The sequence below is a fragment of the Flavobacterium sp. DG1-102-2 genome (assembly GCF_033042555.1).
Lineage (GTDB): Bacteria > Bacteroidota > Bacteroidia > Flavobacteriales > Flavobacteriaceae > Flavobacterium.
In genome coordinates, this window is record NZ_JAWLIK010000005.1 from 184,994 (window position 1) to 208,179 (window position 23,186).

Annotated in this window: 28 protein-coding genes; 14 read left to right on the top strand and 14 right to left on the bottom strand. The window is 42.0% G+C overall.

The window, feature by feature from the left end; all coding sequences use genetic code 11:
* Positions 1-52: 52 nt before the first annotated feature.
* Complete coding sequence (locus R1T16_RS09565) at positions 53-847, top strand: SDR family oxidoreductase (protein WP_317500873.1); 795 nt, start codon at positions 53-55, stop codon at positions 845-847.
* 87 nt (positions 848-934) lie between these two features.
* Here R1T16_RS09565 and R1T16_RS09570 read toward each other — a convergent pair whose 3' ends face one another.
* On the bottom strand, positions 935-1,405 hold the full coding sequence (locus R1T16_RS09570) for a hypothetical protein (protein ID WP_317500874.1): 471 nt from the start codon (positions 1,403-1,405) through the stop codon (positions 935-937).
* A gap of 149 nt (positions 1,406-1,554) precedes the next feature.
* Here R1T16_RS09570 and R1T16_RS09575 point away from each other — a divergent pair, with 149 nt between their 5' ends.
* Positions 1,555-2,169, top strand: a complete 615-nt coding sequence (locus R1T16_RS09575; RefSeq protein WP_317500875.1) for a hypothetical protein — start codon at positions 1,555-1,557, stop codon at positions 2,167-2,169.
* 165 nt (positions 2,170-2,334) lie between these two features.
* Entirely contained in the window at positions 2,335-2,568 is a 234-nt protein-coding gene (locus R1T16_RS09580; RefSeq protein ID WP_317500876.1) for a hypothetical protein, read from the top strand.
* 152 nt (positions 2,569-2,720) lie between these two features.
* Here R1T16_RS09580 and hisS read toward each other — a convergent pair whose 3' ends face one another.
* The 3 genes from hisS to ribD all read right to left on the bottom strand — a co-directional run bounded on the left by hisS (position 2,721) and on the right by ribD (position 6,328).
* Positions 2,721-4,145, bottom strand: a complete 1,425-nt coding sequence (gene hisS / locus R1T16_RS09585) for a histidine--tRNA ligase (RefSeq protein WP_317500877.1) — start codon at positions 4,143-4,145, stop codon at positions 2,721-2,723.
* Between the two features lie 481 nt (positions 4,146-4,626).
* Entirely contained in the window at positions 4,627-5,244 is a 618-nt protein-coding gene (locus tag R1T16_RS09590; RefSeq protein ID WP_317500878.1) for an HAD family phosphatase, read from the bottom strand.
* Positions 5,222-6,328 carry a bifunctional diaminohydroxyphosphoribosylaminopyrimidine deaminase/5-amino-6-(5-phosphoribosylamino)uracil reductase RibD gene (gene ribD, locus R1T16_RS09595; RefSeq protein ID WP_317500879.1) on the bottom strand — a complete coding sequence of 369 codons (1,107 nt, stop codon included), beginning with the start codon at positions 6,326-6,328 and terminating at the stop codon, positions 5,222-5,224. The genes R1T16_RS09590 and ribD overlap by 23 nt, the downstream gene beginning before the upstream one ends.
* A gap of 71 nt (positions 6,329-6,399) precedes the next feature.
* Here ribD and R1T16_RS09600 point away from each other — a divergent pair, with 71 nt between their 5' ends.
* From R1T16_RS09600 to prmC, 4 genes are all read left to right on the top strand, one after another.
* Positions 6,400-6,864, top strand: a complete 465-nt coding sequence (locus tag R1T16_RS09600) for a GNAT family N-acetyltransferase (protein ID WP_317500880.1) — start codon at positions 6,400-6,402, stop codon at positions 6,862-6,864.
* Positions 6,865-7,035: 171 nt separating this feature from the next.
* Positions 7,036-7,236 (top strand): hypothetical protein, encoded by a 201-nt coding sequence (locus R1T16_RS09605; RefSeq protein ID WP_317500881.1) that lies wholly within the window; start codon positions 7,036-7,038, stop codon positions 7,234-7,236.
* Positions 7,237-7,449: 213 nt separating this feature from the next.
* A complete protein-coding gene (locus tag R1T16_RS09610) occupies positions 7,450-7,665 on the top strand; it encodes a hypothetical protein (RefSeq protein WP_317500882.1) in 216 nt (71 codons plus the stop codon).
* Positions 7,666-7,878: 213 nt separating this feature from the next.
* On the top strand, positions 7,879-8,724 hold the full coding sequence (prmC, locus tag R1T16_RS09615; RefSeq protein WP_317500883.1) for a peptide chain release factor N(5)-glutamine methyltransferase: 846 nt from the start codon (positions 7,879-7,881) through the stop codon (positions 8,722-8,724).
* 358 nt (positions 8,725-9,082) lie between these two features.
* On the opposite strand, the gene R1T16_RS09620 is transcribed toward prmC, so the two are convergent.
* Together R1T16_RS09620 and R1T16_RS09625 are read right to left on the bottom strand one after the other, a co-directional pair.
* Positions 9,083-9,310 carry a GIY-YIG nuclease family protein gene (locus tag R1T16_RS09620; RefSeq protein WP_317500884.1) on the bottom strand — a complete coding sequence of 76 codons (228 nt, stop codon included), beginning with the start codon at positions 9,308-9,310 and terminating at the stop codon, positions 9,083-9,085.
* A 133-nt stretch (positions 9,311-9,443) separates the two neighbouring features.
* Positions 9,444-10,688, bottom strand: a complete 1,245-nt coding sequence (locus tag R1T16_RS09625; RefSeq protein ID WP_317500885.1) for an ABC transporter permease — start codon at positions 10,686-10,688, stop codon at positions 9,444-9,446.
* Positions 10,689-10,946: 258 nt separating this feature from the next.
* On the opposite strand from R1T16_RS09625, the gene R1T16_RS09630 reads away from it, so the two are divergent.
* Positions 10,947-11,633, top strand: a complete 687-nt coding sequence (locus R1T16_RS09630) for a hypothetical protein (protein WP_317500886.1) — start codon at positions 10,947-10,949, stop codon at positions 11,631-11,633.
* 500 nt (positions 11,634-12,133) lie between these two features.
* On the opposite strand, the gene R1T16_RS09635 is transcribed toward R1T16_RS09630, so the two are convergent.
* Both R1T16_RS09635 and R1T16_RS09640 read right to left on the bottom strand, forming a co-directional pair.
* Entirely contained in the window at positions 12,134-12,640 is a 507-nt protein-coding gene (locus R1T16_RS09635; RefSeq protein ID WP_317500887.1) for a hypothetical protein, read from the bottom strand.
* Positions 12,641-12,675: 35 nt separating this feature from the next.
* Entirely contained in the window at positions 12,676-13,074 is a 399-nt protein-coding gene (locus R1T16_RS09640) for a DUF4279 domain-containing protein (protein ID WP_317500888.1), read from the bottom strand.
* A gap of 290 nt (positions 13,075-13,364) precedes the next feature.
* Here R1T16_RS09640 and R1T16_RS09645 point away from each other — a divergent pair, with 290 nt between their 5' ends.
* Positions 13,365-13,964: an IMPACT family protein gene (locus R1T16_RS09645; RefSeq protein ID WP_317500889.1), complete on the top strand. Its 600-nt coding sequence runs from the start codon at positions 13,365-13,367 to the stop codon at positions 13,962-13,964.
* A 240-nt stretch (positions 13,965-14,204) separates the two neighbouring features.
* Here R1T16_RS09645 and R1T16_RS09650 read toward each other — a convergent pair whose 3' ends face one another.
* Complete coding sequence (locus R1T16_RS09650; protein WP_317500890.1) at positions 14,205-14,609, bottom strand: thioesterase family protein; 405 nt, start codon at positions 14,607-14,609, stop codon at positions 14,205-14,207.
* A gap of 191 nt (positions 14,610-14,800) precedes the next feature.
* Between R1T16_RS09650 and dnaA the strand changes: the two genes are divergently transcribed.
* From dnaA to R1T16_RS09665, 3 genes are all read left to right on the top strand, one after another.
* Positions 14,801-16,228, top strand: coding sequence for a chromosomal replication initiator protein DnaA (gene dnaA, locus R1T16_RS09655; RefSeq protein ID WP_317500891.1), 1,428 nt, complete (start codon positions 14,801-14,803; stop codon positions 16,226-16,228).
* Positions 16,228-16,698 carry a low molecular weight protein-tyrosine-phosphatase gene (locus tag R1T16_RS09660; protein ID WP_317500892.1) on the top strand — a complete coding sequence of 157 codons (471 nt, stop codon included), beginning with the start codon at positions 16,228-16,230 and terminating at the stop codon, positions 16,696-16,698. The genes dnaA and R1T16_RS09660 overlap by 1 nt, the downstream gene beginning before the upstream one ends.
* A gap of 299 nt (positions 16,699-16,997) precedes the next feature.
* Complete coding sequence (locus R1T16_RS09665; protein ID WP_317500893.1) at positions 16,998-17,714, top strand: SAM-dependent methyltransferase; 717 nt, start codon at positions 16,998-17,000, stop codon at positions 17,712-17,714.
* A 181-nt stretch (positions 17,715-17,895) separates the two neighbouring features.
* On the opposite strand, the gene R1T16_RS09670 is transcribed toward R1T16_RS09665, so the two are convergent.
* The 4 genes from R1T16_RS09670 to R1T16_RS09685 form a co-directional block, all read right to left on the bottom strand.
* Positions 17,896-18,123, bottom strand: coding sequence for a hypothetical protein (locus R1T16_RS09670; RefSeq protein WP_317500894.1), 228 nt, complete (start codon positions 18,121-18,123; stop codon positions 17,896-17,898).
* Positions 18,124-18,206: 83 nt separating this feature from the next.
* Positions 18,207-18,662, bottom strand: a complete 456-nt coding sequence (locus tag R1T16_RS09675) for an arsenate reductase ArsC (RefSeq protein WP_411162026.1) — start codon at positions 18,660-18,662, stop codon at positions 18,207-18,209.
* Positions 18,622-19,101, bottom strand: a complete 480-nt coding sequence (locus R1T16_RS09680) for a DUF6428 family protein (protein ID WP_317500895.1) — start codon at positions 19,099-19,101, stop codon at positions 18,622-18,624. Before R1T16_RS09680 ends, R1T16_RS09675 begins: the two co-directional genes overlap by 41 nt.
* A gap of 10 nt (positions 19,102-19,111) precedes the next feature.
* Entirely contained in the window at positions 19,112-19,444 is a 333-nt protein-coding gene (locus R1T16_RS09685; protein ID WP_317500896.1) for a metalloregulator ArsR/SmtB family transcription factor, read from the bottom strand.
* A 194-nt stretch (positions 19,445-19,638) separates the two neighbouring features.
* Between R1T16_RS09685 and R1T16_RS09690 the strand changes: the two genes are divergently transcribed.
* Together R1T16_RS09690 and nhaA are read left to right on the top strand one after the other, a co-directional pair.
* Entirely contained in the window at positions 19,639-21,153 is a 1,515-nt protein-coding gene (locus R1T16_RS09690; protein ID WP_317500897.1) for a SulP family inorganic anion transporter, read from the top strand.
* 50 nt (positions 21,154-21,203) lie between these two features.
* Positions 21,204-22,379, top strand: coding sequence for a Na+/H+ antiporter NhaA (gene nhaA, locus R1T16_RS09695; protein WP_317500898.1), 1,176 nt, complete (start codon positions 21,204-21,206; stop codon positions 22,377-22,379).
* Positions 22,380-22,528: 149 nt separating this feature from the next.
* Here the strand turns inward: nhaA and R1T16_RS09700 are convergent, their stop codons facing one another.
* Complete coding sequence (locus R1T16_RS09700) at positions 22,529-23,176, bottom strand: peptidoglycan-binding protein LysM (RefSeq protein ID WP_317500899.1); 648 nt, start codon at positions 23,174-23,176, stop codon at positions 22,529-22,531.
* Positions 23,177-23,186 lie beyond the last annotated feature (10 nt).

Genomic DNA, 23,186 nt, shown 5'->3' on the forward strand with positions numbered 1-23,186 from the left:
AGTATAGTAAATACCCAATAATTTTGATTTCAGTTAAATAATAATTCTCATAATGGAAAATAAACTGAATTACATCAAAGACCTTGAAGGTAAAATTGCCCTTGTAACAGGCGGAACCAAAGGCATAGGCAGGGCTATTGCCGAAAGGTTATCAGAAGCTGGTGCCAACGTAATCGTAACAGCAAGGAACACACCTGAAGATGCCCACCCTGAACATCACTTTATAGCGGCAGACGTTACCAAACCTGCTGATGTTGCAAAACTTATTGAAGAAATAGACGCAAAGTTAGGCGGTGTGGATATACTTATAGACAATCTGGGCGGACTTACAACTCCCGGCGGCGGCTTTAGCGCCCTGACCGATGAGCATTGGGAAAGCGAACTCCAACTGAATTTACTTTCTACAATAAGGCTTGATAAGGCATTGCTGCCTAAGATGATCGAAAAGAAAAGCGGCGTTATCATTCATATCTCCTCGGTAGCGGGATTACAGCCGTTGTGGAATTTAAACCTGGCGTATGCCGTGGCTAAATCGGCTTTAAATACATACAGCAAAGCCTTGGCAAGCGAACTCGCCCCACAGGGAATACGTGTGCTTACGGTTTCGCCGGGAGCAACCAAGACACCACCTATGGAAAAATTCATAGAAGATTTTGCAGCGAATTTAGGAGTAGGCGTTGAAGAAGCAATGACACAATTAATGAGCGCAACGGGAGGCATACCTATGGGCCGCATGGCAGAGCCGGAAGAAGTAGCCGAACTTATTGCATTTTTGGTTTCAGAGAGGGCAAAATACCTTACAGGATCTAATTATCATATTAATGGCGGAAGCCTTCCTGTAGTTTAAACACTTAACAGATTATAGTAACAAAGCCGTCAATTAATTTTGACGGCTTTTGGTGTAAGTACACATCTGTATAGTATGCTAGATTTATTACATCGTGTAAGTATATAGAAATACCTCATCATTATCTGTAAAAAAGCAATAGCCATGTATAAATGAGTTTTTGGCAAAGGCATCAACATTGTAAACATCTTTAGTTACAGATAAATATTTTCCATTATTCTTAAAGCAGGCCTTTACCGATTCAGTATACCAATCTTTCATGATTTCCTTAGAAAGACACTCATCTTCAATGGGCTTAAGCATCTTATGTTCTTTATACAATGACAACCAATCGGTGTGATTGTATTTAAGGACTGCTAAAATCTTGTAATCAGATGGCCCCAGCATTCCGTCTCCTTCCGTTGTAAAAACCCAACGTGCAGCGACAGGCTTTACTGCAAGATTTATGCTTTTTGCAAGCTTATCCACATCGGTATTTATCGTTGGCTCTTCTTTACTATTACAACCGATACAAATAACAATCAGGAATGCTGCCACTATTTTAACGAATGCTTTCATTTAGATATAAGTTATAGCGCAATATAACAATTTGCCCGTTAATGCTTATTTAATGGCAACGTTCATCCCAATAACCCAGCAACTTTACTCTATGTAACTTTGAATCTTCCTATATTTACATTTCTAACATAATCGCTGAAAAAGAAAAAATGAAAACATCATATCTGTTACTGCCGTTATTGGCATTGTTTGTTGCCTGCGGTTCTGCATCATCTGATAAGGCTCCTGAAAAATTTACATCTGCTTCTGAAAACGGACTCGCGGTGGGCACGATCACTTTTGAGAGTGCCACGCCAAAGAACGATATTTACCGCTTTTTGTATGAACCGCAGTCGGACGACTCTAAATTTGTAAAAAAGAACGACGGAAAAATCGAGATTAAGTCACGAAACGGAAAAAAGCGAGGCTTTACAGGCGATTTCGCTAACGGGCAGTCGTATGTATTTGTTATTGAACGTGCGCCGGGCAAGTATGCCTTTAACCAGCACACGGTGTTAACAGGGCTCGGCTCTATGGGGCAGGTAAACTACAGCAAAAAATATGCGGTACCGTTTGAAATAAAAAAAGGCGAGATCACTTACCTGGGCGAACTGTCGTATAATGACCTATCAGAACCCGGCACACCACGCATTGTGGTGTATGACCGTTTTGACCGCGACCTTAACGAGCTGAAAATGAAGTATCCAAATATCGACTGGAATGCCGCTATTGATAAAACAGCAAAATCAGGCAACAATGGAGAGGGAATTATAGATTTTAGATAAAATCTACAAGATTATTTTAACATATTTCTAACATTTAGTCAGATTTCCTGCATTAATACGACAACTTATTGTGCGTGATGTGTTAAAGTTAATTTTTTTAACATTTTAAATAATTATTTGTGTATACTAATTCTCTATTTTTATCACACCTAAACTATTTAAAACATGGAGAAAATTACTTTAGACGCTATGCGTAATTACATTATCGAAAACGAGCTTACAGACAGTGTTGCAATCACGCTTCACCCGGACAGCTTTGATGAACTGGTACTTGAGTATATTGATACAAACAATATGCAGATTGAGCGCCCATTTGAGATCCTTAGCATCGAGATCCTGCAGGACACTACAGGCAACGTAGCTAAAGGCAACATCCAGACGCTTAACGCTGTTGAATAGTCAAACCAACCAGCCAATTTTCATCTTACAAAAAGAGAACAAACCCACGCTTACGGCGTGGGTTTATTTTTATACTACAATGGAGATCAGTGATGTTTGGACACAAAAAAGCCGCTGCAATGCAACGGCTTTTTGTATATAGTATGATTTACTTACTGTAAACGTTCTGTCAGTTCTTCAAGGCTAACGCTTTCCTGTTCGCCCGAAACAAGGTTTTTTATCTTATAGGTAGATGAAGCGATTTCTTCATCGCCACACAGCACCGTAAACGGAATACCCCTCTTGTCAGCGTGCGAGAATTGTTTGGCAAGCTTGGCTGCATCCGGGTACAGTTCTGCTTTAATGCCTGCCGCCCTCAACGCTGCAATGGCTTTCATGGCATATAACGCTTCTTCGTTGCCAAAGTTTATGAACAGCACCTTTGTAGCTTCGGTAACCGTATCAGGAAAAAGGTTCAGCTCTTCCAGCACAAGGTAGATCCTGTCAAGCCCAAAAGAGATACCCACACCGCTCATATTCTTAAGCCCGAATATACCGGTAAGGTCGTCATAACGGCCACCGCCGCCTATAGAACCCATTGCTACCTCTTTAGGGGCAGTAACTTCAAATATGGCACCGGTATAGTAATTCAGTCCGCGGGCAAGGGTAACATCAAGGTCGAGGATTGATTTTCCAAGTCCAATCGCCGCAACGTTATCGCAAATAAAACGCAGCTCCTCTACCCCTTTTGTACCTTCTTCCGAAGAAACAAGCAGGTCAGACAGCTTAGCAAGCTTCTCATCAATGCTTCCTGTAAAATTGAACAATGGCTGTACTTTAGCAATAGCATCTTCGGTAATGCCTTTTTCAAGCATTTCCTTTTTCACGCCGTCTTCGCCTATTTTGTCGAGTTTATCAAGGGCAACCGTAAAGTCAATCAATTTGTCTTTAGCGCCAATAACCTCAGCGATACCGCTAAGTATCTTGCGGTTGTTTATCTTGATTACCGCGCCGTTAAGGCCCAGTGTGGTAAATACGTTATCATACAGCTGTACCAGCTCTACTTCCTGCCAAAGCGAAGTTGACCCTACAACATCGGCATCGCACTGAAAGAACTCTCTGAAACGGCCTTTCTGCGGACGGTCTGCCCTCCATACCGGCTGTATCTGGTAACGCTTGAACGGAAACTCAATTTCGTTCTGGTGCTGTACCACGTAACGCGCAAAGGGCACAGTAAGGTCGTAGCGCAGGGCTTTTTCTGATATTCTTGCTGTAAATTTATTTAGCTGTACCAGCTGTTCTTTGTTAATAGTTTCAGATGAATTCGCTAACAGTTCATCTAACGATTCAGGCAATGCAATTTTACTCTTGTCAAAAAAGAAGTTACCCGAATTTAGTATCTTAAAAATAAGCCTGTCGCCCTCTTCACCATATTTTCCCATAAGAGTATCCGAATTTTCGAATGATGGTGTTTCGATAGGCTGGAAACCAAAAGTCTCAAAATGATGCTTTATCGCCCCTATAATATATTGACGCTTAGCCACCTCTGATGGTGAAAAATCTCTTGTACCCTTTGGGATTCCCGGTTTTGATGCCATTTTTAAAATTGTTTAGACTGCAAATATAAGGAGTTTCAAGGTTTTTGGAGTTTCAAAGTTGCAGAGTTATTGGGTTAGAGTAACGCATCTTATGGCGATAGCTGTCCTGACCATCAACAATGAAAATGCATGCCGTTCATTTTACTTACCAAAATTGAGTGAAGCTGGCTCCCTCTTGAGAGGGACTGGGGGTGTGTTATTAGTAATCCACTGGAGAGGTATCTGGATAGCAACAATTCCAAACAAAAAAATCCCTCCGGAGAGGGACTTTCACTACATGGTCTAAATGAGTGGCCGGGAATTAAAAATGACAGACTGCTGTTACTACCAACAACCTACATTGGGAATTCTCCTGCATGGTAAATTTACATCATGTTTTATTTCTTTGATTTACACTATTTTGCAATTAAATTACACCTTAAGCCAAGTGCATTTTCACATAGAAATCTGCCTACTGTGACTATAAACCGGATACAAAAAATTACGCTTCGTCCAGGTTAATTACCTTCTTATCAAAAAGGTCAACAACATCTTCCTCACCTTTTTGGAGGTTCCATACCTGAAAGCCCAGGGCAGCGGCAGCATCGGTATTGAATTTTTTATCGTCTACCATCAACGTACGTTTAGGCTGTATATCGTGCTGGTTCAGTACAAAGTTAAACGCTTCGGCATCGGGTTTGCGATAGCCTATTTCATGAGAGAAATACACTTTTTCAAAACATTGGTAAAAATCCATGTAAAAGGAAGCCTCCACATCGCGTTCAAATTTTTCTATATGTATAGGGTCGGTATTGCTTAGCAGGAACAATCGGAACTCTTCCGACAGCTTTTGCAGAAATTCAAGCCGGTACAGCGGAAAATCGTCTATGCCGGCATTCCATGCTGCCTTAATTTCTTTCAGGCTGGCATCGGGCATTGATTTTTGAAGTCCCTTTAAAAAAGCTTCACCGTCTATCTTTCCGGTTTCAAGCTTTTTCTCCAGTTTCTCATGCTCATCATTCCATTCATGAAGGCCAAGTTTAGCGAATGCCGCTACCTTTGCCTCTTTATTCTTATTTAGAAAAACATCGCCAAGATCAAATATTATTGCGTTCACCATAGTTCCTGTATGTTATAAGTTCGTCGTCCAGAATTTTTTCACTTTTCGCCGCTTTGGCCTTAAAAACCGGTGCCTTAGTACCCTCTGTAAAAACAGCCGTGCCCTTAAACACCCTTGCCTCATCCCACAGGTTAGCATCAATAAAAGACTGAAGCGTTTTGGCTCCTCCTTCTACGATAACCGACTGCAGATTGTGCCTAAACAGCACTTCGGCGATTGTTTGCGGCAGCTTGTCGTTAAACGCTATGCATTCATACGTAAAACTATCTAAGTTAGTCAAATTGGAATTTTCTGTCAAAACAATTGTCTTTATTTTTTGATTTTTAACAGAATACGAACTATCAATACGCCCCGTGCGATCCAGGACGATACGCACAGGATTTTGCCCCGTCCAGGTACGGACATCAAGCGAAGGATTATCGTCAATAACAGTTTGCGTACCTACCAGTATCGCCGTTTCTTCACTGCGCCATTTGTGTACCAGCTGGCGCGAATAAGGATTGGTTATCCAAACGGGACGTTGATTTGTGGATTCGGTAATTTGGTGATTTGAAGTATCTGATAATCTATCCTTCGGACTCAAAAAACCATCGGCACTCTCTGCCCACTTCAGTATGATATAAGGGCGTTTTTGCTCGTGAAAAGTAAAAAAGCGGCGATTGAATTCGCGGCACTCGGCCTCAAGCACGCCTACAGTTACGTTTTTGCCTGCTTCCTGAAGTTTACGTATGCCATTGCCTGCCACCTTTATATTAGGATCTACCGTGCCCACAACCACGTTTTGTATCTGCTGTGCAATAATAAGGTCACAGCAGGGCGGTGTCTTGCCGTAATGGCTGCACGGTTCAAGGCTTACATATAATGTAGACATCGGTATTAGGTGCCTGTCGGCTTCTGCAACCGAATTTACACAGTTTACCTCGCCATGGGGTCCGCCAAAAGGAGATGTATGGCCTTCGCCGATAATCCTGCCGTCATAGACAAGCACAGCACCTACCGATGGGTTAGGCATGGCTTCGCGCAGGCCGTTTTGGGCAAGGTCAAGGCAGCGCTGCATATAGATTTCGTGGGTTGTTTGTGACATAAGAGTTGCAAAGTATCAAAGTTACAAAGTTTTTAAGGTTAAATAGTAGTAGTTTTGCTGTAAGATAGACTATGGAAATGATCATACGAAAAATAGAACAAAAAGACAACGCACAGGTGGCTGCGCTCATCCGCAGTGTGCTTATAGAATATAACGTACCAAAGGTAGGTACTGCCTATGCCGATGCAGCTTTAGACTGCATGTTTGAAACGTATTTAGCAGATAAGTCGGCGTATTTTGTGGTAGAGGATAACGGAACACTGATAGGCGGTGCGGGCATTGCCCCGCTGGAAAACGGACCCGAAGATGTTGCCGAACTTCAAAAGATGTACTTTCTGCCGCAGGCACGCGGTACTGGGATGGGCTCCAAAATGATGGATACCTGCCTGGCCTTTGCAAAAGCCGAAGGTTTTGAACGCTGCTACCTTGAAACCATGCCCTATATGGAAGCCGCCCAAAAGCTGTACCGTAAAAGCGGGTTTAACTACCTTGACGCCCCAATGGGCAACACAGGACACAACTCCTGCCCGGTGTGAATGATTACTGGTTTAGTTTAATTAGCCGGACGCCTTAAGACACACCCCTAACCCCTCTCAAGAGGGGAACAGCTTCACTCCTACTTTATAAGAGTAAGCAGGCAAGAGTAAGAGTTCCCCTCTTGAGAGGGGTTAGGGGTGTGTTAACTAGCAACAAATAACCCTAAACAAATGAAGCTAAAACAATACAGAACCTATTTCCTTGAAAAACTCACTCCGCTGTACGACAGTATGGAGGCCGAGCGCTTTTTTGCCATTGCCCTGGAAGAGCTTAAAGGCTGGAAACGATCTGACCTTGCCTTAAACCCTGATCCCCCAATAGGCAAGACAGGCCACAGCTCCTGCCCGGTGTGGATGATAAAAGGGTTGTAATGTTTAGTGTCTTCTGTCATTTCGACCGCAGCGTAGCGAAGTGGAGAAATCTCAATAGCATATTGAATAATCTGAGATTTCTCCACTCCATTTCATTCCGGTCGAAATGACAAAACGTTACATTAGCGTACTATCTGAAACAATGTATTTATAGAGCAAGAGTAAAAAATCTGTGGCCATCCGCTAAAATCCGCGTCATCCGCGTTCCATGAAATGAAAATAAGAGACTACCGTAAATACTTCCTTGAAAAACTCACTCCGCTATACGACAGTATGGAGGCCGAGCGCTTTTTTGCCATTGCCCTGGAAGAACTTAAAGGCTGGAAACGATCTGACCCTGCCTTAAACCCTGATCCCCCAATGGGCAACACAGGACACAGCTCCTGCCCGGTGTGGATGATTACTGGTTTAGTAGGAAGTTATCAATAACGTTTTATTATGTTCTGTCATTTCGACCGCAGCGTAGCGAAGTGGAGAAATCTCAATAACATATTGAATAATCTGAGATTTCTCCACTACATTTCATTCCGGTCGAAATGACAAAACGTTACATTAGCGTACTATCTGAAAGAATGTATTTATAGAGCAAGAGTAAAAAATCTGCGGCCATCCGCGTCATCCGCGTCATCCGCGTTCCATGAAATGAAAATAAGAGACTACCGTAAATACTTCCTTGAAAAACTCACTCCGCTGTACGACAGCATGGAGGCCGAGCGCTTTTTTGCCATTGCCCTGGAAGAGCTTAAAGGCTGGAAACGATCTGACCTTGCCTTAAACCCTGATGCCCAACTAAGCGGCGGCGACATGGAAAAATGGAATGACGTGCTGGCAGCACTGGAAACACAGAAACCCATCCAGTACATCTTTGGCGAAGCCCATTTTTACGGACTCGAGTTTGAAGTAAACGAGAATACGCTTATCCCCCGCCCTGAAACCGAAGAGCTTGTAGAATGGATCATCAGCGAGAATAACGTTAAGGGTTCTATAAACATAATAGACATCGGGACAGGCAGTGGCTGCATTGCCATTGCGCTGGCTAAAAACCTTACGGATGCTTCGGTTTCGGCAATAGATGTTTCAGAAGGTGCTTTGGCTACAGCCAAAAGAAATGCGGTGCACAACAAGACTTCCGTAAACTTTATCCTGAAAGACATATTGGCGGCTGACGAACTTCCGCAGCAGTATGACGTTATAGTGTCAAATCCGCCGTATGTGCGCAACCTTGAAAAAGAAGAGATAAAAGAGAATGTATTGCAGTACGAACCGCATCTTGCCCTGTTTGTAGACGATAATGACCCGCTTATATTCTATCGCAAAATAGCCCTATTGGCAAAAAAATGGCTTTCGCCGAATGGCAGGCTGTACTTTGAGATCAATCAGTACCTGGGCCCCGAAACCGTACAAATGCTGGAAGATCTTGGCTTTACAAATGTTGTCCTTAAAAAGGATATGTATGGTAATGACAGGATGATTGGGTGTGGGTTGTAGTAAGTTTGATGTCCGATGTCCGACGTCCGATGTCCGAAGACACACCCCTAACCCCTCTCATGAAGGGAATACTCATACCCGCTAATTCTGCTGTAGAGATTGAGTGAAGCTGTTCCCCTCTTGAGAGGGGTTAGGGGTGTGTTTATATGTGATTGATTAGTAGAAACGTAATGTACTCATACCACTTTCTGTTAAAACCTAACGAAGCATTTCAGCCAGGTAATGATAGAACTTTGTCATTTCGACCGAAGCGCAGCGGAGTGGAGAAATCTCAAATCTTAAATTTCATCATTCAAGAATCTCCATTCGGGATCAAAGCCCGAAATTAAAGCATCCTTTTTAGAACGGCTCCACTTTTTTAATTGTGTTTCTCTCTCAATACCCGTTCTGCATCCTGATAGTACTCAAAATAAACAAGATACCAACACTTATATTTAGCTGTAAATGCTTTTGAATTGGCTTCTGGATTTTCGTGGTAATGTATTCTTTCTCTAAGATTATTCGTAAACCCAACATACAGAGCAGATTTTATTTTGTTAGTTAGGATATAAATGTAATAATTATGTGTCCCTAAGGTTTTTAGCACAAAACTGCATTTAGATTATACTTAAGCAGTTTATGAGATTTCTCCACTTCGCTTCGGTCGAAACCTAACGAAGTGGTTCAGCGGAGCTAAATGACAGACTGGGCAAAATTGTAAACCGACACTGAACACTGAACTATTCATACCTAAGCGCCTCCACAGGATCCAGCGACGCTGCTTTGATGGCAGGGTATAAACCTGACACTATGGTAACGGTAATAACAGTGATAAGTGCAGCAACAACAGCCATCCACGGCATTGGGAACGCTACATTAAAAATAAGCGATGCGCCTACTCCGCCAACAAGGACTCCCAATACAATACCTACAAAACCACCTATTATACTTATAACAAGTGTTTCGGTAAAGAACTGCATGGCCACGGTGGTCTTTTTAGCACCCAGTGATTTGCGTACGCCAATCTCCCGGGTACGTTCGGTTACCGATACAAGCATGATATTCATAAGTGCTATAGACGATCCAAAAACGGTAATGATGCCTATTACCCATGCGGCAATATTAAGCGTCTGCGTTTCAGAAAGCAGTTGTTTTAGCAGTTCGTCACTGCGTTCCACGCCAAAGTTGGTATCCTGAACAGGGTTCAGCTTACGCACGCGTCGCATGGCAAGGATAGCCTCATCTACTGCCGAATTAAGCATATCGTGGTTGCCTATCATTACTTTTACTTCATAATCTATATTTGGCGCCGTAAATAGTGAACGCGCTACCTGAATAGGGATTATAAGCCTTAAATCCTGACGGTTGCCAAAAGTAGAACCTTTCTCCTTAAGCACCCCGATTACCCTGAAACGGGCACCGCGCACAGAGATTATCTTGTCGATCGGGTTAATGTCCTTAAGCAGGCCTTTGGTAAAATCGCTACCTACAATGCACACGTAGTTATTGTTGGCAATATCAAAGTTATTGAAGTTACGCCCCTGCGTGGTTTCCAGTCCCGAGTTGGGTAGAAAATATTCATCCGCACCCATAATGGTGATTTCGGGATCTGTCTTTTTGTCTTCGTACTTTACCTCGGCACTGCTGGCAGCGGTAAACGACAGCGATGTGGCAGCCGAAGGGAAGTTATACTTATCCTGGAATTCCTTTGCCTGCGGATAGCTGATGATGGGATTAACCTTTTCCTCTCCGCTGTTACGGCGTATCTGCGACGAAAAATCGTAGCGGCTGATAGAAAAAGTATTGGTACCCATAGATGCAAAGTTGCTTGTAACAGTGCTTTCCAGCACGGCTACGGCAGCAAGTATGCCTACCAGGGCAAAAATACCTAGGCCAATAATAAATACCGTTAATGTAGTGCGCAGCATTTGGCTTCTAATAGAATCAATTGCTATCTTTGTATTTTCCCTGAACAGGTTAAACATGATTCGTTTTTTGATGGCACTAAAATACGCTTTTTTGTTTAAGTTTCAGAGTGGCAAAGAAGCAAAGTTACTTACAGGATAACACACCCCTAACCCCTCTCAAGAGGGGAACAGCTTCACTCAATCCCAATATAAGGAGTGAGCGGGTATGAGTGTTTCCTCCGCCTCGGCGGAAGGGGTTAGGGGTGTATCTTCGGACTTCCGGCACCGGACTTTGTGACTTTCGACTACATCAAGATTTGACTACATACTATTGCAATGAGCGATGTTCGCTATTTCAATTTTCCTGTTGCCCTGCTTCGGGATTTCATGACCGATTCGCAGTCGGTGCTTAAAAACATTTTGTATTATTCGTTGTATTCCCACTCCCTCCGGCTTGACTACGGAGATGAAATGGAACGGTTTAAGAACGCCATTGACTATTATGAAATGCCTATTTTTCCCACTCCTGATGTATTTTATGAAGCACAGGACGTGTACGAGTTTATGCCAGTCAATTTACCCATGGTAGGACTTAACACTGAGATATTCCTTAGATTTTTTCTTAGTACAAAGTCTGATTATGAAAAAGCAACACTGCTGGGTTTTCTTGCCATAAAAAGTATTTTAGGTGGTAAATCGTATTGCAAAATAGATAATCGTTTCTGGCTTTCACGCATGGACGGACTTTCGCGGTCTTGCGATATCTATTTATTGAGTGATGGCATACGCAAATACTCGACCGAATACATGACAAAAAAAATAAAGAATGAGCTAAAAGACAATTGGGGATTAAAATCATACAGCCGCTACACCAGGGGATTTTATGTAAGTTTTGACATGAGCCTTGAAAACTTAGTCAAGACGGCCGAAGCAGCGCGTAAAGCGGTCAAGGAAAAGCAGAAACGCCTTGAAGAAAAAGCGCTGGTTCAAAAGGCATTGATGGAAATAAAGGCGTCACAATAATAATGTATCACATATTGCCCAACATCCTTTATCAGTATTTTACAGGATATTTTTGTGATATTTTTAAACTGATTTTAGAAACAATCACGACCTATATAAAGATATACTAATAAAGGTATTATATAAAGAGATAAAAAAAGAGTCAAAACAAAATATCAAAAAGCTATAAATTTGAATTTGTAATTTCATATTCAATCTCAACTTCAAAAGTTGATTGATTTTTTGAAAAGATTCTTTTTTTTCTCTTTTCTTTTTTTTGATGTTTACTGAGAATGAGAAAACGACTCACTCCTGCACAGGCACACCCGGGGGCTGCGGATTTTAGTTTACAGTGTTCAGTCTCAGTTTACAGTTGCAGTTTAGTTGTGATTATAGCAGAGCATTGGCAATTAAAAAGAAGATGATTTCCTTAGAAGATATGTTGAGGCTGGAGCTTTATGTAAAAGGTGTTGTTTATTTAAAAGCTGCTATTTTGCAATTTGTCTTAATTTTTCAAACTCTCAGTCCATCCCAAAATTATCGGTATCAGCTTTTGTTCCTATAAAATCACTTAGCCCGCATTCATAACAGAGTTTTGCAATACCCGAAACTTTTCCATTTTTCCTAAAGACATATATATCGCGGTAAATTGGTTCGCAAGCTACCGATTCTGTACGTTTAGATGGTTTCTCGGTGAATATACTTCTAAGTACATCATGTTTTGAAACAGGTATGACGACTTTCTTAAACCCTATGCTTTCTAAATTTTTAATCGCTGTTTCGTAAGAAACAGGCTGGTCAAAACTTGACATTATCTTAAGTGTAACCTTGTCTTTTAATGTTTTGTTTTTCTTATTATAGTTAACTGCTAAATCTTTAAAGCCTTTATCGGTTATATAATACTCAACGACATCAAAGTCAAAATAATATTTTTTCGCTTTGACATTCTGGTTTTGTTTATCCTTGCAGGCTATGATTGAAAAGGAAACACATAGCGCTAAGAGAATTATTTTAAATGCGTTTTTCATAGGGAATTATCTTACCACAAGTATACTGAATTTCTTTACTTAGAATTATAAATATCGCAGTCAATTGTTCCGCCAACATCATTAATGAACTTTATGGTGTGTTTACTAAAGTGCAGCCCGGGTGTTTCATCACCTAAACAAATCACAACTTCTAAAACATAGGTTACAGAAGGATATTCTTTTTTAAGCCTCAGGAATTCTGGCTTATGCTTTTCTAACATATCTGTCAATCGCCTTATTTCTTCAAAATAAAAAGGATTTACCAGCTTATCTGTTCCATATTCCCAAATGGTACAAACAGGCACGTTGCCTTTTTCGAATTTCTCTTGAAAACGGGTTGGTTGTATCGTAAGATAGTTATTAAACCGTTCAATATTAAAATTATCTTCTTCGGTTTTAATGGCAAAATAAACATAGCCAGTTGTATCGGTCATATATAATTATTTGCTACAAGTATACTGATTTTTCTTTCTTTCTTTCTTTCTTTCAGGTAACGCATTATTAATTCCCTACGGGAAAAAACAAATTGATTTTGTGGAGCTACCAATATTGTTTCCCTAACGGGAAATTGGAGCTGCTTGAAACTGCGGTTATCTGCCTAAATTCGCGTCATCCGCGTTCTGGTATCAGGAAATAGCTCCATCACCAGCATCCGACCTTGGATTTCGGACATCCGACTTCCAACAACCATCAACTAAAAAAAACTCGTAAATTTGCAGTCCTTATGGAAAACGATACCTATAAAACGCTCGCTTCGCCGTCTGAAGAAACCCTGTTTAAGGAAAAGAACAGCAAGTTCTTTGGCTATGCCTACCCTATAACCAGCGAAGACGAGGTAAAAGGTATCCTTGAAGAATTACGCAAACAGCACCACTCGGCGCGCCACTGGTGTTACGCGTTCCAGTTGGGTACCGATAAGATCTACTACCGCGCTAACGACGACGGCGAACCCAATAACTCGGCGGGTATGCCTATTTACGGACAGATACAGAGCTTTGGCGTGACCAATGTGCTTGTGGTATCGGTGCGCTATTTTGGGGGCGTTAAGCTTGGCGTAGGCGGATTGATCTCGGCATACAAGACCTCTGCACAAATGGCGTTGGAAGCGTCTGATATCGTAGAACGCACGATTGACATACACTATACTTTGAAATTCGGTTACCAGAACATGAACAAGGTAATGCGCGTCATCAAGGAAAAAAACCTTGACATCGTTTCCCAAAAAATGGAAATGGATTGCGAGATTGTTATTTCAACACGCAAAAAAAATGCCCCCGCGGTTCTGGAGGCATTTACTAATTTGTATGAAATAGTTGTTAGTTGATGGTTGTCAGATTTACACACCCCTAACCCCTCTCAAGAGGGGAACAAGCTTCACTCAATCTCAATAACAGGAGCAAGCGGGTTTGAGTGTTCCCCTCTTGAGAGGGGTTAGGGGTGTGTTATGTATATGATTTTTAATAATCTTTTTTGAGTGAAGCTTCCATCAACCATCAACCATCAACCATCAACCGGCAACTTTAAAAATCCGACGAACGGCACTAAAAATCCGACTAAAAGCACCCTAAACTAAAGGCTTCAGCTTCTCTTTTATATATTCCGGCGGGGCTGTTGGGCGGCCTGTTTTCATGTTCACAAACACCAAAATTGAGTTGCCCGTTGTTAATAACTCACCCGCTTCATTTTCTATTTCGTAGTCAAATTCTATCTTAACAGACTCCTGTTTTTTTAGTATCGTGCGCACTGTTAACAAATCGTCATAACGGGCAGGTTTTTTGTAATTCATTGTTAAGGAAACAACAGGAAGCATGATGCCCTCCTCCTCCATCGACTTATAGCTAACTCCCAGATTACGAAGCCATTCCACACGACCCATTTCGAAGTATTGTGCATAATTTCCGTGATAAACAACCCCCATCTGATCGGTTTCAGCATACCTTACCCTTACTTTAAATTCGTGAAAATTCATATTTTTTTTTCGTTAATTTTTTATTAAATGTTTCCTTTAAGACTTACAATATTTTTTTTATAAAATCAACACGGTAATAGTTTTTTTTTACAAAAAAATGTTTCCATATTTGTTCTCCCAAATAAGAGCATTTCTGAGTGCTCTTTTCTTTGTAGGACAACCATTTAATAAACATCTAATATTCAGTATATATGACTAAAACTGCGCAATCGGTATGGGAAAGCTGTCTTCTATTCATAAAAGACAATATACAGGATCAGGCCTACAAAACCTGGTTCGAACCGATCAAGGCAGTTGAGTTAACTGATAACGCACTTTACATTCAGGTGCCAAGTAAATTCTTTTACGAATGGCTTGAAGAGCACTATGTAAAGCTATTAAAGGTTGCACTTACTAAAGAACTTGGAAACAGTGCAAAGTTACTGTATAAAATCAAGATGGAAAACACTTATGGCAACAAGCAGCCTTTTACAGAGCAGCTGCCAAGTGCCCATCGTGCACCGGTTAAACCGCAGGAGGTAGATGTGCCCCTGCAGAACAAAAACCCGGAGCTTAAAAACCCATTTATCATTCCGGGAATCCGCAACCTTAAGATAGAGTCTCAGCTTAATGCAAATTATAACTTTGACAACTTTTTTGAAGGCGATTCAAACAGGCTTGCGCGTTCTGCGGGTATGGCTGTGGCCAATAAACCGGGCGGAACTTCGTTTAACCCGCTTTTGATTTTTGGTGGTGTAGGTCTTGGTAAAACCCACCTTGCCCACGCCATAGGTATCGAGATTAAAGACAAATACCCCGAAAAAACCGTACTATATATAAGTGCCGAAATTTTTACGCAGCAATATATAGACTCGGTAAAAAGGAATACAAGAAATGACTTTATCCATTTCTACCAGCTTATAGATGTGCTTATCATAGACGACGTACAGTTCCTTTCAGGAAAAACAGGTACGCAGGATGTGTTCTTCCATATCTTTAACCACCTGCACCAAAATGGAAAGCAGGTAATACTAACATCTGACAAAGCACCTGTAGATATGCAGGATATCGAGCAGCGACTGTTATCCCGTTTTAAATGGGGACTTTCTGCCGAACTTCATCAGCCGGATTATGAAACAAGGATATCTATCTTAAACAATATACTTTACCGCGATGGTGTGGTAATGCCTGATGAGATTGTGGAATATGTTGCCAAGAACATCAAAAGTAACGTTCGCGAACTTGAAGGTGCCATCATTTCCCTTATCGCCCAGTCGTCATTCAACCACCGTGAGGTAAACCTTGAACTGGCTAAACAGGTCGTAGAGAAATTTGTTAAGAACGTAAAGCGCGAAATATCAATAGACTACATCCAAAAAGTAGTGTCTGATTATTTCCAGCTTGACGTAGACACACTACAGTCTAAGACCAGGAAGCGCCACGTGGTGCAGGCCAGGCAGCTTGCCATGTTCTTTGCAAAGAAGTTCACTAAAGCGTCATTGGCAAACATCGGTTCGCAAATTGGCGACCGTGACCACGCAACCGTGCTTCATGCCTGCAAGACCGTAGACAACCTTGTTACTACAGACAAGCAATTCCGCAAGTTTGTTGACGATATCAACAAAAAACTATCGATATAATGCCCGTTAAGATCTTAATGGTTTGCCTGGGTAACATTTGCCGTTCGCCATTGGCCGAAGGCATATTGCAATCCAAGCTTCCGGCAGATAAATTTACAGTGGACTCAGCAGGCACTGGCAACTGGCACGCAGGACAGGGTCCCGACCATCGTTCTGTGGCTACAGCCAAAAACCGCGGACTTGATATCAGCTGCCAGAAGGCACGCCAGATAAAGGTATCTGACTTTACCGAATTTGACCACATTTATGTTATGGACAGTTCTAACCTGCGCGATGTGCAGCAGTTAGCTCCCAATGCTTCGGCAAAAGCCAAAGTAAAACTGATGATGGATGAAATTTTCCCCGGACAAAAAATTGATGTCCCTGACCCCTACTTTGGCGGTCCCGAAGGTTTTGATAAAGTGTATGATATGCTTGACGAAGCCTGCGAAATGGTGGCGGGTAAGTTGTTGAAAGAGCATTCAGCTTAATATTCGTTAGAAATCACATTCTGTCATTTCGACGGTCGCCCAATCGAGAGGAGAAGTTCTTTGTTGTATACGTTTCTGTCATTTAGCTCCGCTGAACCACTTCGTTAGGGTTCGACCGGAATGAAATGGAGTGGAGAAATCTCTGTTAACCTTATTTGATATAAAAAGAATGAGATTTCTCCACTCCACTACGCTGCGGTCGAAATGACAAACCCAATAAATAGCTATTCGTACAGTAGTTGCAACCTAAACTAAGTAATCTTATCTTTACGCTTTAATTCACCCAAATTACAATTACCATGAACCCAATAGGCAAACTATATCTATTACCCGTACCCCTTGGCGATGACGCCGATCCAAAAGAAGTACTTCCTGATACCATAGCACGTTCTATTGAATTTATAGACCATTATATTGTGGAGAACGAAAAGACGGCACGCCGTTTCATAAAAGCGATTCTGCCAACAAAAAAACAGCCTGATTTAAAGCTTTCGGTACTGAACAAACATACCGTTGCCTCAGACCATCTGTCATTTATACAACCCTGTATGGAAGGAAAAAATGTAGGATTAATGAGCGAAGCCGGATGCCCCGGTGTTGCCGATCCCGGTGCTGCTATCGTAAAGATTGCCCATGAAAAAGGGATTCAGGTCGTGCCATTGGTGGGTCCGTCGTCTATATTGCTGGCAATAATGGCCAGTGGCATGAACGGACAGAGCTTTGCTTTTAATGGCTACCTGCCTATAGATAAATCAGACAAGAAAAGCGCACTGAAGAATTTTGAATCGCTGTCTCAAAACAAAAGCCAGTCGCAATTGTTCATAGAAACACCCTACAGAAACAACAGGATGCTGGAGGATATACTGGCTACGCTTCAGCCGAACACCCACCTGTGCGTTGCCTGCGATATTACCCTGCCTACAGAATACATAAAAACCAAAACTATTGCCCAGTGGAAAAAAGAAACGGTAGACCTGCACAACAGGCCGTGTATTTTTATTGTTCACAGGTTTTAAAGAGTTGCTGAGTAACTTAGATCCTTAGGAACTTATGTTTAGCTTCACTCCTATAATACAATCGTATACGCAACCTGCAAGGTTTTTAAAACCTTACAGGTTTTATTTTTATATAAATTTCACTCCTATTTATACCTACAAGGTCTTAAATACCTTGCAGGAGTTACGATACGCAACATTATCAGTCACAAAGGTTTTCTACTAAAGACCTTACCCTGTCGGCGTTTACCTTAGTTGGAAATTCGATATAGTATTTTACAGAATCCATCATCACCATAACTTCTTTTGGTTTGCCTTTTGCACCAAGATATACTGTGTTTTTTATTATATCTTCATGATGTTTCGGAAAGTATTTATGGTTATCTTCTTCCAGAAGGCCATTAACGGCTTGTAGTAATTTTTCTCTCATAATTATTAGCAAGATACTCCTTTTTAAAAGAATAAACTTACTTTCTTATATCCGAATACAGTAATGCCCTATATCTTTTTTGCTTATATATTATTTTTTACAAACACCTCGCAGTACTTTTTGATCTTATCCCTTACACGCCTGAATTCTTCCATAACTTCCTCATCTGTCCCTTCTGCTTTGGCAGGGTCAGGGAAATTATAATGAAGCCGAATCGCCTCTGTTGGGAAGTAAGGACAATTTTCGCTGGCGTTATCGCAAACGGTAATAACATAATCAAAAGGGATATCCAGATACTCATCCACATTATTAGAAGTATGTGCCGAAATATTGATCCCGTCTTCGGCCATAACACTAACAGCTTTAGGATTTACGCCGTGCGTTTCTATTCCCGCACTGTAAATAGCAGCATTTCCTTTGGCAAAATGCCTTATATAACCTTCGGCGATCTGGCTTCGGCAGCTGTTGCCGGTGCACAATACAAGTACGTCTTTCATATTAGCAGCATCCGCCTCCCGGTGTGCACGATGGTGCATCATTTGGAGTCAGGTTTATAAGGTTCAACTTTTGTTTTTGTTTCGGTTCAGGTATACCGCAGGCATCGCTTGCAAGGCAGGCAGTTTGTTTGGCAACAAGGACAAAATCCTTACCATCAAAATCAAGTCCGTATTTACCTATGGTTCCCTGCTGGTACTCCACCTCTATTTCGCTGTCTTCCATACCCAGCACCTTCTCAGAAAGCGCAATGATATCAAGCAGTTTCTTAGGTTTCAGGCGGTGTTCATAATCATCGGCATCCCACAGCTGAAAGTTGGCTGTATTTTCGCGGCGCACCTTACCGCCACAATCAATAAAGTTCTTGGTAACCACGCCCACTTCGGTCACGTGAAAATGTTCGGGCACAAATGAGCCGTCCTGTAATTTAAAGTTGACGGCTTCGGCATTAGCCAGGTATTTTTTAATTTCTGATAGTTTCATAATCGTATAATTAACAACAGTTGTTACTCTTTTTCCCTAATGATTGATGGATATGGTCGAAAAACGAACGTACAACGTCAAATCCTGTTTCGTCAATGCAGTAGCATATTGCCGTGCCTTCAATATTTCCTTTTATAAGCCCGGCGTTCTTCAGTTCCTTTAAATGCTGCGAAACCGTAGGCTGTGCCAATGGCAATACACCTACAATATCGCCGCAAATGCAGGCATCTACACTGAGCAGGTACTCTATAATAGCGATACGCGCAGGATGCCCTAACGCTTTTGTCATTACCGCCAGTTTATTCTGCCGTTCTGTAAATCCGTCTGTTTTTGATGCTCCCATGTCTTATATCGTTATATTGCAATATTACGATAAATAATAATGCCAATTAAAAAATTTGATGTTAATTTGCAGAAGAGTTGCTGAGTTACTTAGAAACTAAGGTTCTTAGAACTTTAGGCATGGTAAAAACATAGCAGCTATTGTATCTTTGCAGCTCGCCCTAAGCAACTCAGAACCTAAGAACCTCAGCACCTATGCCTCTATTCGACTTCACCCAAAAAGTAAACTATAAAAACGAGATACTGGCAGGGCTTACCGTAGCCATGACCATGATTCCCGAATCGCTTTCGTTTGCCATACTTGCCGGCTTTCCGCCATTGGTTGGCTTGTATGCCGCCTTTATCATGGGGCTGGTAACGGCAGTATTGGGCGGCAGGCCGGGGCTTGTATCGGGTGGTGCGGGTGCAACAGTTATCACGCTTATTGCCCTTATGAAATCGCATGGCATTGAGTATGTCTTTGCAGCAGTGGCTTTGGCGGGTGTTATCCAGATACTTGTGGGCGTGTTTAAGTTTGGCAAGTTTATAAGACTTGTACCACAGCCTGTAATGTATGGTTTTGTAAACGGACTGGCAGTTGTTATCTTCATGTCGCAGGTAGAACAGCTAAAAAGCGGCGACGGATGGCTTTCGGGCTCTCCTTTATATATAATGCTTGGGCTTGTAGCCTTAACCATAGGTATTGTAATTGGTTTCCCAAAGATCACCAAGGCTGTTCCGGCATCATTAGTTGCTATTATTGTAGTGTTTTTAGTGGTACTTGGCTTTGGCATCGAAACTAAAACTGTAGCCGATATCGCTTCGGTACAGGGTGGCTTCCCTCCTTTTCATGTTCCCAACATCAGCCTGAACCTGGAAACATTGCAGGTTATCTTTCCGTATGCGGTAGTAATGGCGGCTGTAGGGCTGACTGAAGGCTTACTGACACTAAATTTAGTAGACGAAATTACAGGTACACGAGGCAACAGCAACCGCGAGTGCATAGCGCAGGGTACGGCAAACATAGCCAACGGATTCTTCTTTGGAATGGGCGGCTGCCCCATGATAGCGCAGACACTGGTTAACCTTTCGGCAGGATCAAGGGCGAGGCTATCGGGAATAATTGCCGCGATTACCATACTTATCATCATACTTTTTGGCGCACCGTTAATCGGCATGGTGCCTATGGCGGCATTGGTTGGCGTTATGGCAATGGTGGCCATCGGCACGTTTGAGTGGGCGAGTTTCAGGATCATAAACAAAATGCCAAAACAGGATATCTTTACCGGGATAATCGTGGCAGTCATAACCATTGTATTGCATAACCTTGCACTTGCAGTACTTATTGGCGTTATCATATCTGCCCTTGTATTTGCGTGGGAAAGTGCAAAACGCATCAGGGCAACACATTATACAGATGAGAGCGGCGTGAAGCATTATGAGATATTCGGCCCGTTGTTCTTTGGATCGGTTAGTGCTTTCAATGAAAAGTTTACCATAGAAGACGACCCGCAGCAAGTGATTATCGATTTTAAAGACAGCCGCGTTGCAGATATGTCGGCCATTGAAGCCCTGAACAACCTTACATCAAAATACCACAAGGCAGGCAAAACGTTACGACTGCAGCATTTGAGCCTTGACTCGGTTCAGCTGCTAAAAAATGCAGAAGCCGTAATTGAAGTTAACATTGCCGAAGACCCATCGTATAAAGTCGCTACCGAGAGGGCATAAACCCTTATTTACAATAGGAGTTAACAGCCCTATTTACTAAATTTGTGGATATGGCAAAAAGCTTTAATCGTAGTGTTTTCAGGAAATTTTATCAATCGTCATCCTTTGGCGGCATACTGCTATTGCTTTGTGTAGTACTTTCTTTGGCTATTGCCAATACAGGCCTTGCAACAGGTTTTGAAGAATTTCTAAATTCAGAATTTGGCTTTGCAAATGCCACTCTGCACCTTAATTATTCGGTACTTACCTGGATAAACGACGGGCTGATGGCTGTATTTTTCCTGATGGTAGGCCTGGAGATAAAACGCGAGATCGTGGAGGGCGAGTTATCGTCACTAAAGCAGGCCTCTCTGCCTGTATTAGCAGCTATTGGCGGCGTTATAGTTCCTGCGGTGATCTACAGCCTCTTCAATGCAGGAACACCAACAGCTAACGGATGGGGCATACCAATGGCTACCGATATTGCTTTTGCCCTGGGCATCTTATCACTTTTAGGCAACAGGGTTCCGTCTGGCCTTAAGATATTTCTTGCCGCGCTTGCCATTGTAGACGACCTTATGGCGATACTCGTTATTGCCATATTTTATTCCTCTGAACTTCATTTTAATTATCTGGCATACGCCGGAGGAATGTTTGCGCTTCAAATTCTCTTTAACCGTATGGGCTTTAAGAATATATGGTTGTATATCATTCCTGGTATCGTGATGTGGTATTTTATACATCATTCGGGTATCCATGCCACTATTGCAGGAGTACTTACAGCACTTACACTGCCTACTACTGATGACGATACTGAATCATCGCTTGAAAAACTGGAGCATGCGCTGCACAAGCCGGTCAACTTTTTGATCATGCCCGTATTTGCCATAGCCAATACCAACATCACTTTTGAAGCCGGCATGACCGAAGGGCTTGTGAGCAACCTTGGCCTTGGCATCGTGTTAGGGTTATTTCTTGGTAAACCGCTGGGCATCTTCCTCATGTCGTGGCTGTCGGTTAAACTAAAAATTGCCCAACTGCCTGAAGAAACCAAATGGGCGCAAGTTCTAGGGCTTGCCATACTGGGCGGTATAGGCTTTACCATGTCTATATTTATAGCTTTGCTTTCGTTTAGCGATGCGCTTTTACAGGCCGAAGCCAAATTTGCAATACTTATAGCATCGGTGCTGTCGGGAGTTTCGGGATATTTATTATTGAGTGTTTACAAAAGATCGTCCGCGAGATAACCTGCAAGATTTTAAAAACCTTATAGGTTTAAAAAAAATACAATAACACCTGCAAAGTCTTAGAAGAGACCTTGCAGGAGAAGAAAATCTATTCCACAAAAAAAGCCGCATATAGCGGCTCTCTTCATATTTGTTCGTTTGTTTGTGTATTACATTACAACTTTAGGCTGCGGATGTGCTACGATACCTGAAGTATCATAACCGCCAAATTTCCTGATGTATGTTTTAAGCGATGTGCCAAAACCATCTTTAAACCCTCTTTTGCCATTGCTGCTTAAGAAGCTTTTTACAGAGCCTGCACCTGCAAGGTGTGCTGCTGCCAGCAATCCTGACTCGGTAATCTTAACACCTTTAATAATGTGGCCGTCGTAACGGTGGATCTCTTTGCGAAGCTCCCACTTGTTCTTAGCAAGCAGCGCCTTAAATGCACGTTCCTGTAATCTTGGGTTGTTTAAGAATTCTTTGTTGTTTTTGATACCTAAGGCTCTAAGTGCGCTTTTTCCAAACTGATATTTGCCCATGTAGCCAAATCTGTTTACAAGCTTATAAAGACCCTGGGATTCTTTGATGGCTACCGCCTGTTTAAATCCTACGTAAGATTTTCCGGTGAAGGGAAAATTAAAATTGACTTTTGCAGTTTCGTCAATTGTTGGTACTGTGTAGTTGGTGATCTCGTCGTCAGCAAGGTGAAAACCTTCGATCTTTCCAAATTGTTTCGCTTCGTTAGGCCTGAAACCTGAACTTACCAGCGTGATGAATAGGGTTAACCCTAAAAAGTATATCCATTTTTTTATCATGTATGTTTAT

Bases quoted from the DNA above. Each gene is read 5' to 3' on its own strand.
- R1T16_RS09610 (WP_317500882.1), top strand. From the start codon at position 7,450: ATGAAAATAAGAGACTACCGTAAATACTTCCTTGAAAAACTCACTCCG.
- dnaA (WP_317500891.1), top strand. From the start codon at position 14,801: ATGACTAAAACTGCGCAATCGGTATGGGAAAGCTGTCTTCTATTCATA.
- R1T16_RS09680 (WP_317500895.1), bottom strand. From the start codon at position 19,101: ATGAAACTATCAGAAATTAAAAAATACCTGGCTAATGCCGAAGCCGTC.
- nhaA (WP_317500898.1), top strand. From the start codon at position 21,204: ATGGCAAAAAGCTTTAATCGTAGTGTTTTCAGGAAATTTTATCAATCG.
- R1T16_RS09600 (WP_317500880.1), top strand. From the start codon at position 6,400: ATGGAAATGATCATACGAAAAATAGAACAAAAAGACAACGCACAGGTG.
- R1T16_RS09690 (WP_317500897.1), top strand. From the start codon at position 19,639: ATGCCTCTATTCGACTTCACCCAAAAAGTAAACTATAAAAACGAGATA.
- R1T16_RS09580 (WP_317500876.1), top strand. From the start codon at position 2,335: ATGGAGAAAATTACTTTAGACGCTATGCGTAATTACATTATCGAAAAC.
- R1T16_RS09565 (WP_317500873.1), top strand. From the start codon at position 53: ATGGAAAATAAACTGAATTACATCAAAGACCTTGAAGGTAAAATTGCC.
- R1T16_RS09700 (WP_317500899.1), bottom strand. From the start codon at position 23,176: ATGATAAAAAAATGGATATACTTTTTAGGGTTAACCCTATTCATCACG.
- R1T16_RS09645 (WP_317500889.1), top strand. From the start codon at position 13,365: ATGGAAAACGATACCTATAAAACGCTCGCTTCGCCGTCTGAAGAAACC.
- R1T16_RS09625 (WP_317500885.1), bottom strand. From the start codon at position 10,688: ATGTTTAACCTGTTCAGGGAAAATACAAAGATAGCAATTGATTCTATT.
- R1T16_RS09660 (WP_317500892.1), top strand. From the start codon at position 16,228: ATGCCCGTTAAGATCTTAATGGTTTGCCTGGGTAACATTTGCCGTTCG.
- R1T16_RS09635 (WP_317500887.1), bottom strand. From the start codon at position 12,640: ATGAAAAACGCATTTAAAATAATTCTCTTAGCGCTATGTGTTTCCTTT.
- R1T16_RS09575 (WP_317500875.1), top strand. From the start codon at position 1,555: ATGAAAACATCATATCTGTTACTGCCGTTATTGGCATTGTTTGTTGCC.
- R1T16_RS09590 (WP_317500878.1), bottom strand. From the start codon at position 5,244: ATGGTGAACGCAATAATATTTGATCTTGGCGATGTTTTTCTAAATAAG.
- R1T16_RS09640 (WP_317500888.1), bottom strand. From the start codon at position 13,074: ATGACCGATACAACTGGCTATGTTTATTTTGCCATTAAAACCGAAGAA.
- R1T16_RS09685 (WP_317500896.1), bottom strand. From the start codon at position 19,444: ATGGGAGCATCAAAAACAGACGGATTTACAGAACGGCAGAATAAACTG.
- R1T16_RS09675 (WP_411162026.1), bottom strand. From the start codon at position 18,662: ATGATGCACCATCGTGCACACCGGGAGGCGGATGCTGCTAATATGAAA.
- R1T16_RS09570 (WP_317500874.1), bottom strand. From the start codon at position 1,405: ATGAAAGCATTCGTTAAAATAGTGGCAGCATTCCTGATTGTTATTTGT.
- R1T16_RS09630 (WP_317500886.1), top strand. From the start codon at position 10,947: ATGAGCGATGTTCGCTATTTCAATTTTCCTGTTGCCCTGCTTCGGGAT.
- ribD (WP_317500879.1), bottom strand. From the start codon at position 6,328: ATGTCACAAACAACCCACGAAATCTATATGCAGCGCTGCCTTGACCTT.
- hisS (WP_317500877.1), bottom strand. From the start codon at position 4,145: ATGGCATCAAAACCGGGAATCCCAAAGGGTACAAGAGATTTTTCACCA.
- R1T16_RS09670 (WP_317500894.1), bottom strand. From the start codon at position 18,123: ATGAGAGAAAAATTACTACAAGCCGTTAATGGCCTTCTGGAAGAAGAT.
- R1T16_RS09665 (WP_317500893.1), top strand. From the start codon at position 16,998: ATGAACCCAATAGGCAAACTATATCTATTACCCGTACCCCTTGGCGAT.
- R1T16_RS09650 (WP_317500890.1), bottom strand. From the start codon at position 14,609: ATGAATTTTCACGAATTTAAAGTAAGGGTAAGGTATGCTGAAACCGAT.
- R1T16_RS09605 (WP_317500881.1), top strand. From the start codon at position 7,036: ATGAAGCTAAAACAATACAGAACCTATTTCCTTGAAAAACTCACTCCG.
- prmC (WP_317500883.1), top strand. From the start codon at position 7,879: ATGAAAATAAGAGACTACCGTAAATACTTCCTTGAAAAACTCACTCCG.